11 protein-coding genes are annotated in these 13,088 nt (G+C 68.9%); 6 read left to right on the top strand and 5 right to left on the bottom strand.

Annotation, left to right across the window (positions count from 1 at the left end; translation table 11 throughout):
- Nucleotides 1-679: 679 nt before the first annotated feature.
- From GRX31_RS01715 to GRX31_RS01705, 3 genes are all read left to right on the top strand, one after another.
- A complete protein-coding gene (locus GRX31_RS01715; protein ID WP_160851216.1) occupies nt 680-2,320 on the top strand; it encodes a YifB family Mg chelatase-like AAA ATPase in 1,641 nt (546 codons plus the stop codon).
- Between the two features lie 170 nt (nt 2,321-2,490).
- Nucleotides 2,491-2,790: a helix-turn-helix domain-containing protein gene (locus GRX31_RS01710; RefSeq protein WP_016448653.1), complete on the top strand. Its 300-nt coding sequence runs from the start codon at nt 2,491-2,493 to the stop codon at nt 2,788-2,790.
- Between the two features lie 7 nt (nt 2,791-2,797).
- Complete coding sequence (locus GRX31_RS01705) at nt 2,798-4,153, top strand: HipA domain-containing protein (protein WP_160851214.1); 1,356 nt, start codon at nt 2,798-2,800, stop codon at nt 4,151-4,153.
- Nucleotides 4,154-4,156: 3 nt separating this feature from the next.
- On the opposite strand, the gene GRX31_RS01700 is transcribed toward GRX31_RS01705, so the two are convergent.
- A complete protein-coding gene (locus GRX31_RS01700; RefSeq protein ID WP_070080804.1) occupies nt 4,157-5,080 on the bottom strand; it encodes a LysR family transcriptional regulator in 924 nt (307 codons plus the stop codon).
- Between the two features lie 102 nt (nt 5,081-5,182).
- Here GRX31_RS01700 and GRX31_RS01695 point away from each other — a divergent pair, with 102 nt between their 5' ends.
- Together GRX31_RS01695 and GRX31_RS01690 are read left to right on the top strand one after the other, a co-directional pair.
- Nucleotides 5,183-6,385, top strand: coding sequence for a YbfB/YjiJ family MFS transporter (locus GRX31_RS01695; RefSeq protein WP_016448656.1), 1,203 nt, complete (start codon nt 5,183-5,185; stop codon nt 6,383-6,385).
- A 34-nt stretch (nt 6,386-6,419) separates the two neighbouring features.
- Nucleotides 6,420-7,493 carry an NAD(P)H-dependent flavin oxidoreductase gene (locus tag GRX31_RS01690; RefSeq protein ID WP_160851212.1) on the top strand — a complete coding sequence of 358 codons (1,074 nt, stop codon included), beginning with the start codon at nt 6,420-6,422 and terminating at the stop codon, nt 7,491-7,493.
- 13 nt (nt 7,494-7,506) lie between these two features.
- Here the strand turns inward: GRX31_RS01690 and metC are convergent, their stop codons facing one another.
- From metC to GRX31_RS01670, 4 genes are all read right to left on the bottom strand, one after another.
- On the bottom strand, nt 7,507-8,724 hold the full coding sequence (gene metC, locus GRX31_RS01685) for a cystathionine beta-lyase (RefSeq protein ID WP_160851210.1): 1,218 nt from the start codon (nt 8,722-8,724) through the stop codon (nt 7,507-7,509).
- A complete protein-coding gene (locus GRX31_RS01680) occupies nt 8,724-9,722 on the bottom strand; it encodes a Bug family tripartite tricarboxylate transporter substrate binding protein (RefSeq protein ID WP_016448659.1) in 999 nt (332 codons plus the stop codon). Before GRX31_RS01680 ends, metC begins: the two co-directional genes overlap by 1 nt.
- A 55-nt stretch (nt 9,723-9,777) precedes the next feature.
- Nucleotides 9,778-11,358, bottom strand: coding sequence for a rhodanese-like domain-containing protein (locus tag GRX31_RS01675; RefSeq protein ID WP_160851208.1), 1,581 nt, complete (start codon nt 11,356-11,358; stop codon nt 9,778-9,780).
- Between the two features lie 131 nt (nt 11,359-11,489).
- Nucleotides 11,490-12,026 carry a cysteine dioxygenase family protein gene (locus GRX31_RS01670; protein WP_046986944.1) on the bottom strand — a complete coding sequence of 179 codons (537 nt, stop codon included), beginning with the start codon at nt 12,024-12,026 and terminating at the stop codon, nt 11,490-11,492.
- A 162-nt stretch (nt 12,027-12,188) separates the two neighbouring features.
- On the opposite strand from GRX31_RS01670, the gene GRX31_RS01665 reads away from it, so the two are divergent.
- Complete coding sequence (locus tag GRX31_RS01665) at nt 12,189-13,049, top strand: LysR substrate-binding domain-containing protein (protein ID WP_160851206.1); 861 nt, start codon at nt 12,189-12,191, stop codon at nt 13,047-13,049.
- Nucleotides 13,050-13,088 lie beyond the last annotated feature (39 nt).

Raw genomic sequence — 13,088 nt, 5'->3', positions numbered from 1 at the left:
ATTGGTATGGGAATTGAATGAATTCGAATACAACGCCACATCCAATCCGATATCCACAGATCGAATTGGATGGCATGCGAATCAATGATGGGATCTCCATCAATCGATGGAGGTGCTGAAGACATGGCTGTTTTTATTGTCATCTGGCCATGTGCCAAAGCATTGTTCTTCTGAAATAACAGCCCGACACAAATAACCACATTCCGTAGTCTGGAACTCACGCAAATACACCGGGATTGGGTGTGCAAATTGATAGCAGACAAATCCCTCGAGGCCTACTCATCCCGGCACATTGGAATTTTGCAAGAGGTGTCCATCAAAAATCAAGTTAGCACACCACTCTTCTCTATACCCAATGGGGCCATCTCTTCCCGGCGAGAAATAACCACGGATGCCTTATCTGCTTCTGCTCTCGAAAACAGGTGATTGATCCGTCAGAAACCCATTTTTTTGCTCAGCGGAGGTCAGCATCCACACCATGAGGCAGTCGGGCAAGACTCGCCCAGCAACATCAGGCTATTCTGATTTTTGCGGTGCAGGCATCGGACTACTCCGAGATTGTCGCCATCACGCCTCCAACCCCCTGGACCCTGGCCATACTGGCCCACCGAGGCCGCAGCACCGCTGGCGCCTCTTCCTTCGTGTCTGGCTTTGTGTCTGCCGTTCCTGCGAGGTGCCCATGGGTCTGGCCCTGGTTCAAAGTCGTGCGCTGCTGGGGCTGGCCGCCCCGCGTGTCACCGTGGAAGTGCATCTGGCCAACGGCCTGCCGTCGTTCACGCTGGTGGGTCTGGCCGATGTCGAGGTCAAGGAAGCGCGTGAACGCGTGCGCTCGGCGCTGCTGAACTCCGGGCTGGAGTTCCCGAGCAACAAACGCATCATCGTCAACCTGGCACCCGCCGACCTGCCCAAGGATTCGGGGCGCTTCGACCTGCCCATTGCGCTGGGCATTCTCGCGGCCAGCGGCCAGATCAATGGCGATGCGCTGGCCGACTACGAATTCGCGGGCGAGCTGTCGCTGTCGGGCGCGCTGCGGCCCGTGCGCGGCGCGCTGGCCACGGCCCTGGCCCTGCACCGCCAGCAGGACGGCGCCCGCCTGGTGCTGCCGCCGGGCAGCGCGCAGGAGGCGGCCTTCGTGCCGTCGGCCCAGGTGTTCTGCGCGCACCACCTGCTGGACGTGGTGCGCCGCTTCATCACACGCTCGGCCAATGCCCTGGTGCAGGCGGAGCAGGACACGGACGATGCCTGCTGCAGCGACGAAAGCGAGGACAGCGAAGAGACCGACGAAACCGACGCCTTGCCGGCAGCAGGCGACACCCAGACATGCCCCGGCCCGGGCTGGCATGCGGTGCAGCCACAGCCCGCCGTCGCCGTGCGCAGCAGCCTGGACCTGGCCGAGGTGCGTGGCCAGGCACAGGCGCGGCGCGCGCTGGAGATTGCGGCGGCCGGAGGCCACGGCCTGCTGCTGGTGGGGCCGCCGGGTTCGGGCAAGTCCATGCTGGCCCAGCGCTTTGCCGACCTGCTGCCGCCCATGAGCGACGACGAGGCGCTGGAAGCCGCCGCCATCGCCAGCCTGGCCGGCCGCTTCACGCCCGAGCGCTGGCGCCAGCGCCCCACGGCCAGTCCGCATCACACGGCCAGCGCCGTGGCCCTGGTCGGAGGAGGCTCGCCACCGCGCCCTGGCGAGATCTCGCAGTCCCATCACGGAGTACTGTTTCTGGACGAATTCCCCGAGTTCGCACGCAGCGCGCTGGAGGCGCTGCGCGAGCCGCTGGAGACCGGCCAGATCACCATCGCCAGAGCCGCCCAGCGCTGCGAATTCCCCGCGCGCTTCCAGCTCGTCGCGGCCATGAATCCCTGCCCCTGCGGCCATTGGGGATCGACGGTGCAGCGCTGCCGCTGCACGCCCGACAAGGTGGCGCGCTACCAGGCGCGCATCAGCGGCCCGCTGCTGGATCGCATCGACCTGCATGTGGAAGTCGGTGCCCTGCCCCCGCAGGAGCTGCTGGCCGCGCGCTCGGGCGAGGCCAGCGACACCGTGCGCGAGCGCGTGGTCCAGGCCCGCGCGCTGGCCCTGCAGCGCCAGGGCAGTGCCAACCACCAGCTCCAGGGCCAGGCCCTGGACGACCACCTGGGCCTGTCGCCCGAGGCCCTGGCCTTCGCCCACAAGGCCGCCGCACGCCTGGGCTGGTCGGCCCGCAGCACCCACCGCGCGCTCAAGGTGGCGCGCACCATTGCCGACTTGGCCGGCAGCGCGGCAGTGGAGACGGGGCATGTGGCGGAGGCCATGCAGTATCGGAGGGTGTTGCGGTTGCCTTCATGAGGATCTGCATTGGACGCGGTTGCATGGTTGCCGGAATTATTTCTGATATTCCGAAATTTTCTCCTAAATGAAACGAAGTACTCCTGAATTTCGGAATATTGGAAATTGTTTTGAAAATTCCCTAAGAAATCCTAGAATTTCGGAATATCAGAAATAAAGCCAATCCATCCATGCCGTCTTCCACGCCCATGAACGGCCCGCAGCAGGATCCCCTGCAGCCCGGGGCCGTGGTCATCGCTGACCTGTCCAGGCTCGGCGCCCAGATCCGTGCCATGCGCAAGGCCCAGCACCTGCGCATCGATGACACGGCAGCCCTGTGCGGCGTGTCGCTGGATCTGCTCTCCCGTCTGGAGAACGGCAAGGGCGGCGTGGGCTCCGACAAGCTGCTGGCCGTACTCGACGGGCTGGGTCTCGCCATGGTCATCGCGCCCAAGCAGGACGCCCTGATGGCACGGCTTCCACGGGCCTGAAGCGCACATGGCCACGCCGCCGTCGCTTTCGCTTTCGCTGTGGAACGATGTCGGCACGCACGTGGCCGATGTGACCCATGACCCGCACAACGATCTTTGGGGACTGCGGTATGCGCCTGCATGGCTGGAGCAGGAACGGCCTTTCTACCTGGCGCCCTGCCTGCCGCTGGCCGCTCCCGAAGGGGGCTACGACTCGCGCTCCATCCGGCGTTTCATCGAGAACCTGCTGCCCGAAGGCGCGGCGCTGGATGTGGTGGCCAGAAGTCAGGGCATAGGCAAGGGCAACATCTTCGGTCTGATACGCGCCCTCGGCGCCGAGACCACCGGGGCCTTCCGGTTTCAGGCCGACGGCAGCAAGCCCGATCCCCAGGCCGCCAATGCCGCTCGCCCCATATCGACAGCCGAACTCGCCCAACGCATTGCAGACCGAGACACACTCCCTTTCATCGAGTGGGATGGCAAAGTGCGCATGTCGGTGGCCGGCTACCAGGACAAGCTGCCCGTGCACGTGGAAGGCGAGAGCGTGCAGGAAGGCACCATCTTCCTTCCCGACAACGTTCCGTCCACCCACATCCTCAAACCCCAGCCGCGAGACAGCGCGATGCCGCACATGGTGGTGAACGAGCATTTCTGCATGCGCCTGGCAGCGGCCATGCGCTTGCCTGCAGCCGAGGTGCAGATGCTGCACGTGCCACAGCCGGTGCTGGCAGTCAGGCGCTTTGACCGCGTGCGGCAGGCGCCACAAAGGCGGGTCCTGCGCACCCACATCATCGATGCATGCCAAGCGGGCGATCTTCCCGTCAGCTACAAGTACGAGCACCACATCGGCAGCGTGGGCGATGCCCGGCTATACCGCGACGGCATGAGCTTTCCCCGGCTGTTCGGTCTACTGGAGCACTCGGTGGCGAAGGCTGCGGACAAGCTGGCAATGATCCGATGGGCGTTGTTCCAGATACTGATCGGCAATGGCGACGCACATGGCAAGAACTTCTCCTTCCACGTGCTGCCGCAGGGCCTGGCGACCGCACCCTGGTACGACCTCGTCAGCGTGGCCCAGTATCCCGATGTGTCCCAGGAACTGGCCATGGCCTTCGGCGACTGCTTTGCGCTGGAGGAACTCACACCCTTCGAGTTTGCGCATTTCGCGCACCTGTGTGCGATAGACCGCAGGCTGCTCGCACGTGAAGCCCAGCGCATGGCCAAGGCAGCCCCTGGTGCGGCGGCCAAGGTTCTGCGCGAATCGCCTTACACGCCAGAAGAACACGCCTTCGCCCAGCGCATCGCCGCCTATGCGACCACCCAGGCCCAAAGACTGGTGGACATCGCCCAGAAGGCAGCAGCCTTGCCTTCCGACCTGTTCTGAGTCTCAGGCAGACGCTGCCGGGACGGCTTCCATGCCCAGGGCCTCTTCGCCCTGCACACCCTCGATCCCCAGCACCTCCACGCACGCATGCAGCGCAGGCGACCAGCCCTGGCGCGCGGGCACGACGAACCAGGTTTCCACGCGGGCGACTTCCTGGGCGAGTGCGCCGGGCAGGGCCGTGATGTGCACGCCGAAGCGGTGCTGCTGGGCCTGGACCACGCTGCGCGGCAGCAGGCCGTAGCCCATGCCGGCGGCCACGCAGCCGAGGATGGCGTCCAGCGATCCCATTTCCATGATGCGTGCCGCCACGCCGCGCGCGGCCAGCAGCAGCTCGATGCGCTGGCGGTAGCTGCAGCCCTGGCGGAAGGCCAGGAAGGGCACGGCGCTGAGCTGGGCGGCATCGGGAAAGCGCGGCAGCGCGAAGGCGGTGACCAGCACCAGCTCCTCCTCGAAGACGCGCCAGCCCTGCAGGCGGGACTGGGGCGGCATGCCCGAGACGAATGCGCAGTCCAGCCGCCCGGCAAGCAGGTCGGCCAGCAGCTCGGCCGTGGTGGCCGTGCGCAGCTCCAGGTCCAGGCCGGGCCGGGCCTGGTGCAGGCGCGCCAGCAGCGGCGGCAGGCGCAGCGCGGCCGTGGTTTCCATGGAGCCTATGCGCAGCGCGCCGGCGGCCCGGGCGCTGCCTTGCAGCAGGGCCAGCGCCTCGTCATGGTCGGCCAGCATGCGCCGCGCGTATTGCTCCAGCAGGCGGCCGGCAGGCGTGGCGTGCACGGGAGCGCTGCGCTCCAGCAACTGCACGCCAGCCTCGTCCTCGAGCTTTTTCACATGGGCAGTCACGTTGGACTGCACGGTGTGCAGTTGCTGGGCGGCGGCGCCGAAGCTGCCGCTGTCGCAGACAGCCAGGAACATGCGCAGGGACTTCAGTTGCATCGCGGCTCCAGTGACATCCATCTTCAATCGAGATCGACGCCATCATTTTGAATCATTGGACATGATGGGCGGCAGCGCCTAATGTATGCCCATCCTCCCCGCATGGCGCCCACTCCCGTGATCCAACGCAACGAAACTTCCCTGCTGCTGACCGGCTTCATGGCCACGCTCAGCGGCGTCGGCCTGGCGCGCTTCGCCTACACGGCGCTGATGCCGCAGATGGTGCATGCCGGCTGGTTCAGCGGCGAGCAGGTGGCCTATCTGGGCGCGGCCAATCTGCTGGGCTATCTGATCGGGGCGCTGGCCGCCGCGCCGCTGGCCGAACGCCTGGGCGCGCTGCGCGTGCTGCTGTGGTGCTGGGTGGCCCTGGCGCTGAGCTTTGCGGCCTGCGCCTGGCCGCTGCCCATGCCCTGGTTCTTTGCCTGGCGCTGCATCTCGGGCATTGGCGGCGCCATCCTGATGGTGCTGGGCCCCTCGGTGGCCTTGGCGGCCACGCCCCTGCAGCGGCGTGCGGCCCTGGGGCCGCTGATGTTCTGCGGCATAGGTGCCGGCGCCCTGCTGTCGGCCACGCTGATACCGCTGCTGGCGCGCCAGAGCCTGGGTGCCGTCTGGTGGGCGCTGGCGGCGGTCTGCGCCTGGGCCGGCTGGCTGGGCTGGCGCCATGTGCGGCGGCTGCCGGTGCCTGCGCCCATCGCCATCACGCCCCATGCCCGGCCCGTGCCCGCCGCGCCCCTGTGGACGCTGCCCGTGGTGCTGGTGATGCTGGCCTATATGACGGACGCCTTCGGCTTTGTGCCGCACACGGTGTTCTGGGTGGACTACCTGGCGCGCGAGTTGCAGTTGGGCGATGCCTATGCCTCCACGCAGTGGGCCGTGTTCGGCCTGGGCGCCATTGCCGGGCCGCTGGTGGCCTCGCTGTGCGCCACGCGCTTTGGCTGGTGGGGCACGACCACGGGCGCCTATGCGGTCAAGACCCTGGCCATTGCCATGCCGCTGTTCTGGGTGGGATTTGCGGGGCATGCGACCTCGTCCTTCCTGGTGGGCGCGCTGTCGCCGGGCATGGCGGCCATCACCTCGGGCTACCTGATGCAGCTGATCGGCCCCGTGCAGCACAAGCGCATGTGGGGCTATGCCACGGCGGCCTTTGCGCTGATGCAGGCCGTGTCGGGGTATTTCATGGCCTGGAGCTATGCGGGCCTGGGCTCGTACCAGCGCCTGTTCGTCATCGGCAGCGTGTCGCTGCTGCTGGGCACGCTGATGATCGCCGCCAGCCGCGCCAGCGCGCGCCGACAGGCCGCCGCATGAGTGCGCGGATTCGTGGCAGGAAACAAGGAGTCGTATGAGCACCGCAAAGACCGCGTGGATGGCCCGCCTGGGCATGCGCCATCCCATCATCCAGGCCCCCATGGCCGGAACGTCCACGCCCGCGCTGGCGGCCGCCGTCACCGAGGCCGGCGGCCTGGGCTCGCTGGGCATTGGCGCCAGCGGCACGGAGCAGGCACGCCAGCAGATCGTGCAGACGCGCGCGCTGACTTCGGGCGCCTTCAACGTCAACCTGTTCTGCCACCGGCCGGCCCGGGCCGATGCGCAGCGCGAGGCCGCCTGGCTGGCCCATCTGGCGCCCGAGTTCGCGCGCTTTGGCGCCACGCCGCCTGCCACGCTCAACGAGATCTACGCCACCGCCGTCGGCAACGCCGCGCTGCAGGCCATGCTGATGCAGGAGCGGCCCGCCGTGGTGAGCTTTCATTTCGGGCTGCCTGAGCAGGGCTTCATCGACGCGCTGCGCGCGGCCGGCGTCGTGACCCTGTCCAGCGCCACGTCGCTGGACGAGGCGCGCCAGGTGGAGCAGGCCGGTGTCGATGCCATCGTGGCCCAGGGCGTGGAGGCCGGGGGACACCGCGGAACGTTCGATCCCGCGCAGGACCGCATGATGGGCACCTTCGCCCTGGTGCGCGTGCTGGCCCGCAACACGGCACTGCCGGTGATCGCGGCCGGCGGCATCATGGATGGCGAAGGCATCGCGGCCGCGCTGGGCCTGGGCGCCTGTGCGGCACAGCTGGGCACGGCCTTCATCCTCTGCCCTGAATCGTCCGCCAGCCCGGCCTACCGTGCCGAGCTGCGCAGCGAACGCGCCCACCACACAGGCATCACCGCCGCCATCTCGGGCCGGCCGGCGCGCGGCATGGTCAACCGGCTGCATGCGCTGGGCGCCAGCCATGGCCAGCCCCTACCCGACTACCCGCGCGTCTACGACGCGGGCAAGGCGCTGCACCAGGCGGCGTCCGCCCAAGGCAGCTCCGACTACGCAGCCCACTGGGCCGGCCAGGGTGCGCCGCTGGCGCGCGAGATGCCGGCCGCTGCGCTGGTGCAGACGCTGGCCGGCGAGCTGGCGAGCGCTCAGGCAGGCCGCTAGAGCGTGTTATCCACTAAAGTGCCGCCAGCCCCTGCTCCAGATCGGCGATGAGGTCGCGCGGCGACTCCAGGCCGATGTGCAGGCGCACCACGGGCCCGCGCGCACTCCAGTCGGTGACGCTGCGCGCCTGCGCCATGTGCGCGGCTGTCGCCAGGCTCTCGTAGCCGCCCCAGGAGGCGCCAATGCCGAAGAGGCGCAGGCCGTCGATGAAGCGGTCCACGGCAGCCTCGGCGGTGCCGGGCTGCAGCTCCAGCGACACCAGGCCGTTGGTGCCCTGGCAGTCGCGCAGCCACAGCGCATGGCCGGGGTGCGTGGGCAGCGCGGGGCAGAACACGGTGGCCACGGCCGGGTGCTGCTGCAGCCAGTGCGCCACCTCCAGCGCATGCGCCTCGTGCATCTGCAGCCGTGCGGCCAGCGAGCGCATGCCGCGCAGCACCAGCCAGGCATCGTCGGGGCTGACCGCCATGCCGAAGGCATCGCAGCGCGCGGCCAGCGGCTCCCAGGCGGCCTCGGTGGTGGCCACGGTGCCCATCATCACATCGGAGTGGCCAGCCAGGTACTTGGTGGCTGCCATCACCGAGACATCGGCCCCCAGCGCCAGCGGCCGGTACTGGCAGCCCGATCCCCAGGTGTTGTCGGCCACGACCAGGGCGCCGCGCGCATGGGCCATGGCGGCCAGCGCGGGCAGGTCGCACATCTCGTAGACCAGGGAGCCCGGGCATTCGGCATAGACCATGCGGGTGTTGGGGCGCATGCGCGCCTGGGCGTCGCTGCCATCGGCCGCGAAGAAGTCGTACTCGATGCCGTAGGGCCGCAGCCATTGCCCGGCCAGGTGGCGCACAGGCTGGTAGGCGCTGTCGGTCAGCAGCACATGGTCGCCGGGGCGCAGGTAGCTGAGCAGGGCCATGCCGATGGCCGCCAGGCCGGTGGGCAGCAGCCGCGTGCGGTGGGCGCCTTCCTGCTCGCTGACGGCGTCTTCCAGCGCAAAGCCGGTGGGTGTTCCGCGCGCGCCGTAGCTGAAGATGCGCTCGCCGGCGCGGCGCTCGCGCATCTCGCGCTGCTGTGCCGTGCTCTCGAACAGCACGGTGCTGGCGCGCACCAGGGGCGGGTTGACGGCCGTGCCGCCCGCATAGGCCGGGCGCTTGCCCGCATGCAGCAGCCGGGTCTGCAGGTCCAGCGCGGGGGCGCCAGGGACCGATGAGCCAGGCACGGGGGCGTGTTCGGCAGCCATCAGTCGATCTTCGCGCCCGAGAGCTTGACCACGCGCGACCAGCGCTCCATGTCCTGGCGCAGCTGGGCGGCAAAGGCTTCGGGCGTATTGGCCACGACTTCGCTGCCGCCATCGACGACCAGCTTGGTCACTTCCGGCAGTTGCAGGGTGCGCACGATGGCGTCGTGCAAGAAGGCCACGCGCTCGGGCGGCGTGCCGGCGGGAGCGAAGAAGCCGTACCAGTCCTCGAAGCGCGCATTGCGCAGGCCCAGTTCCTCCAGCGTGGGCACCTTGCCGAACACGCCGATGCGGCGCGGGCTGGTGACGGCCAGCGCACGCACCTGGCCCGCCTGGATCATGCCGGCCACGGACGAGGTGGAGGTGATCAGCACATCGACCTGCTGGCCCAGCAGATCGTTGATGGCCGGCCCCGCGCCCTTGTAGGGCACATGGGTCATGGGCACGCCGTTTTCCTTGGACAGCACCACGCCCACCAGGTGCGACAGCGTGCCGTTGCCGGGCGTGGCATAGGTGACGCGGCCCGGCTCGCCCTTGCTGCGCGCCACCAGGTCGGCAAAGCTCTTGAGGGGCGAGGCCGAGGCGACCACGATGGCCAGCGGCGCCGCGTTGATCTGCGTGATGGGCACGAAGTTCTTGAGCGGATCAAAGCCCGGCGCGCTGTAGAGCGCGGGGTTCACCGCCATCAGCGAGACCTGGCCCGTGAGCACGGTGTAGCCATCGGGCTTGGCCTCGGCCACGGCCTTGGCGCCGATGTTGCCGCCCGCGCCGCCCCGGTTTTCCACCACGGAGGGCTGGCCCGTGGCCTCGGTCAGCCGCGTGGTGACCCAGCGCGTGCTGGCGTCGTTGCCGCCGCCCGGCGGGAAGGGCGAGATGAAGCGGATCGGCTGGGCCGGATAGCCGTTGCGTGCGGCCAGCGGCTCGGCCGTGGCCTGCGAGAGCATGGCCAGGGCCGCGAGGCTGGCGGCCAGCATCCTGGCCAGGGTGGGGATTGCGAACATGTCTTGTCTCCTGTCGTTATGTGGTGTTGGGCTGTTCGGATGCACTTTGCGTGGATCAGGACATTGCCGGCTCCGGCAGGCGGAAGGCGGCCAGTTCCTGGGCATCGAGCTGCGGCACCAGGCCCGTCTCCCAGGCCAGGTAGCGGCGTGCCGCTTCCTTGTTGCCGTCGTGGCGGTCGTGCACGAAGAACAGGTAGTCGATGCATTCGGCGTCGGTGGGGCTGTCGGGCGTGGCCTCGCCGGGCAGGCCGGCCTGCTGCCATGCGGCCAGGCCGCCTTCGAGCAGCAGCGGCGCGGCGCCCTGCAGCTCCAGCGCGGCCCATTGCGCCATGCCGGGCTCGTCGGCCACCAGCACGATCTGGCGCGTCTCGCCGGCCAGATCGCTGGCCAAGCACGGGCGGATGGACCAGCGGGCCCCGGCGATGTGGCCTGCGCGGTACTTCATGCCCGCGCGCAGATCGACCACGGCCACCTCGCCCTGGCGCATGCGTTCGTGCAGGGCCTGCACCGCGATGCCTGCCAGTGCGGGGGCCTGGGGCAGCTGGGCCGGTGCCAGGTCCAGGCCGCTGTGCAGGCCGCCCCGCAGCACGCAGGCGTCATGGCCGAGCTGGCGCAGCCAGCTGGCCACCACAGGAGCGCGCACGCCATCGCTGTCGAACAGCACCAGGCGCGCACCGCGCACGCCCACGTACTGGTCGCCGGCCTGCATGAGCTGGCCACCGGGCGTGTGCTGGGCGCCGGGCAGCGAACCGGCCTTGAATTCCTCGGGCGTGCGCACATCGCACAGGAACAGCGTGCGCGCAGCATCCTGGCTCCAGGCGCGCACGGTGTCGGCATCGACCTCGGGCACGTCGAAGCGTTCGGCCAGGGCGCGGGCCTGTGCTTGCAGCGCGCTGCTGGCCGAGTCGTCGCCATAGCGCTGCGTGCCGCCATGCTCCAGCGGCAGGTCGGCCAGGTACCAGCCCTGGGTGCCGTTTTCCAGCGCGTAGACGGGGTTGGGAATGCCCAGGTTGATCAAGGTCTGCGCGCCGATGATGGAGCGCGTGCGGCCCGCGCAATTGACCACGATGGGCGTGGCCACATCGGGCACCAGACGGCTCACGCGCAGCGCCAGCTCGCCATTGGGGCAGCAGATGGCGCCGGGGATGTTCATCTTGTGGAACTCGGAGACGGGCCGGCCGTCCAGCACCACCAGGGGCAGGCCCGCCGCCTGGCGCGCCGCCAGCTGCTGGGCCGTGATGCGCGGCGTGCCGTAGGCGTGCTCGGCCAGTTCGCCAAAGGTCTTGGAGGGCAGGTTCACGCCGGCGAACAGCGTGTAGCCTGCCGCGCTCCAGGCCTGGGTGCCGCCTTCCAGCACAGACACCTGGGTGTAGCCCAGGGCTTCGAGGCGGCGCGCGGCGCGCCCGGCCACGCCCGCGCTGGCATCGCCCTCGCCACCGTCGTAGGTGACGACGCGCACCTGCCTGCGCGGCACCAGGCGGGGCACATCCAGCTCCAGCCGGCTGTAGGGCAGGGGCGTGGCGTAGAACAGGTGCGACTCGCCGTACTGGCCGTGCTCGCGCACGTCGAGCAGCGCGATCTCCTGGCCGTCGTGCAGCCAGGATTTGAGGGTGTGGGCGTCAATGGATGCGGTCATTGCATGCGGTCCGGGAAAAAGATCGGCAAGGAATTTCGGGCAAAGCCCTGCCACGCGCGCCCCGTGGGGCGCGCTGCGGCATGGACAGGGAAAAGGCAGGAAGCGGGAGGTAGCGGCCGGAAGGCCGGGGCTCAGCGGCGCGTCTGCACGCCGATGGCCATGGTCTGGCAGGTGCCGGCGGCCAGGTCGTAGCTGGTGCGCTCGTTGAGCGTCTCCAGCGCGCGGCCGTACATGTGCAGGTGGCGGATGACCTGCTCGCCCTGGATCTCCACGGAGTGGATGTCCTCGGGCATGAGGGCGATGCCCTGGCCTGGCGCCACCACCACGAGATCCGTCTCACGCAGCGTGGCCTTGCCGGGGACGGAGCCGTCGTCGGTGCGCTCGTAGACGCGGTTGTGCTCCGTGCCTTCCACGGCGGCAATGCAGGCCCAGGTCGTGTGGTTGTGCGGCACGATGCGCTTGCCCGGGCGCATGACGTTGAGGTACAGCGCATAGCTCTGGTCGGCGTCCTCGGCGATCAGGTAGCGCGCCTGGTGCTCGCCCTCTTCGGGCGCGGCGTAGTCGGCCTGCTGCCAGAAGTCTCGGCGCGCGGCCAGGCCCAGCAGCTGCTGGAGCACGGCGTCCAGGCTGGCGCGCGTGGCAGCGCCTTCGCCAATGGCCTGCTTCATGTGGTCGATGGCCGCTGTCACGGCGGCGCTGCGCTGTTCGGTGATGGTGGTGGTGGTGGTGTTCAAAGGGGACTCCTTGTCGTCGTTGAAGCCCACTGTAGTGAGGCGTCCGGCCCGCAACAATCCACGCACCCTCAACAAATACTTCAATAAAATTGAAGTATGGAGACGCTTGACCTGGACCTGCTGCGCACCCTGGCCGCCATTGCCAGCCACGACAGCTTTGCCGCCGCCGCCGTGCAGATGGGGCGCACGCAATCGGCCATCACCCAGCAGATGCAGCGGCTGGAGGAGAAGATCGGCCACGCGCTGTTCGAGAAGCAGGGCCGGCAAAAACGCCTCACCGACCACGGCCAGCGCCTGCTGGGCTATGCGCGCCACATGCTGGCCATCCACGACGAGGCGCTGCGCAACCTGCAGCACCGCCAGGTGCAGGGCCTGGTGCGCATTGGCGCACCCCACGACGCGGCCGACAACATGCTGCCGCCCGTGCTGCAGGAGATCGCGCTGAACTTTCCGGGCATGCAGATCGACATCCATGTGGGGCGCAGCCCGTTCCTGATGGAGTCGCTCAAGCAGGGCGAGCTGGACCTGGCCATCTCCAACCGCGAGGACGACGGCTTCGAGGGCTTTGCCCTGCGCTCCACACCCACGGTCTGGCTGTGCGGCGCGGGCTATGCCCATGACCCGGGCAAGCCCGTGCCCCTGGTCATGGCCGACGGGCCCAGCATCTTCCGCCGCCTGGGCTGCGACGCGCTGGATGCGGCAGGCATCGCCTGGACACCGCGCCACACCTGCACCAGCCTGGTGGGCATACGCGCGGCCCTGCGCGCGGGCCTGGGCGTGACGGCGCGCGGCGTGGAGCAACTGGACCCGGGCCTGCGCGTGCTGGGTGCGGGCGACGGCATGCCGCCGCTGCCGGACCTGGTCTACCGCCTGTACATCCGCAGCCATGTGATCAGCCCCGTGACACGCCAGATCTTCGAGAACCTTCAGGCCCGCATGCGCCAGCCGGCGGGCTGAGCGCCGGGGCGCTTGGCACGCAGCAGCGCTGGATGTGGC

It is taken from the genome of Delftia sp. CH05 (genome assembly GCF_009827015.1).
GTDB lineage: Bacteria > Pseudomonadota > Gammaproteobacteria > Burkholderiales > Burkholderiaceae_C > Comamonas > Comamonas tsuruhatensis.
The sequence above is the reverse complement of the archived record's forward strand: the minus strand, read 5'-3'. Positions and strand labels throughout refer to the sequence as shown.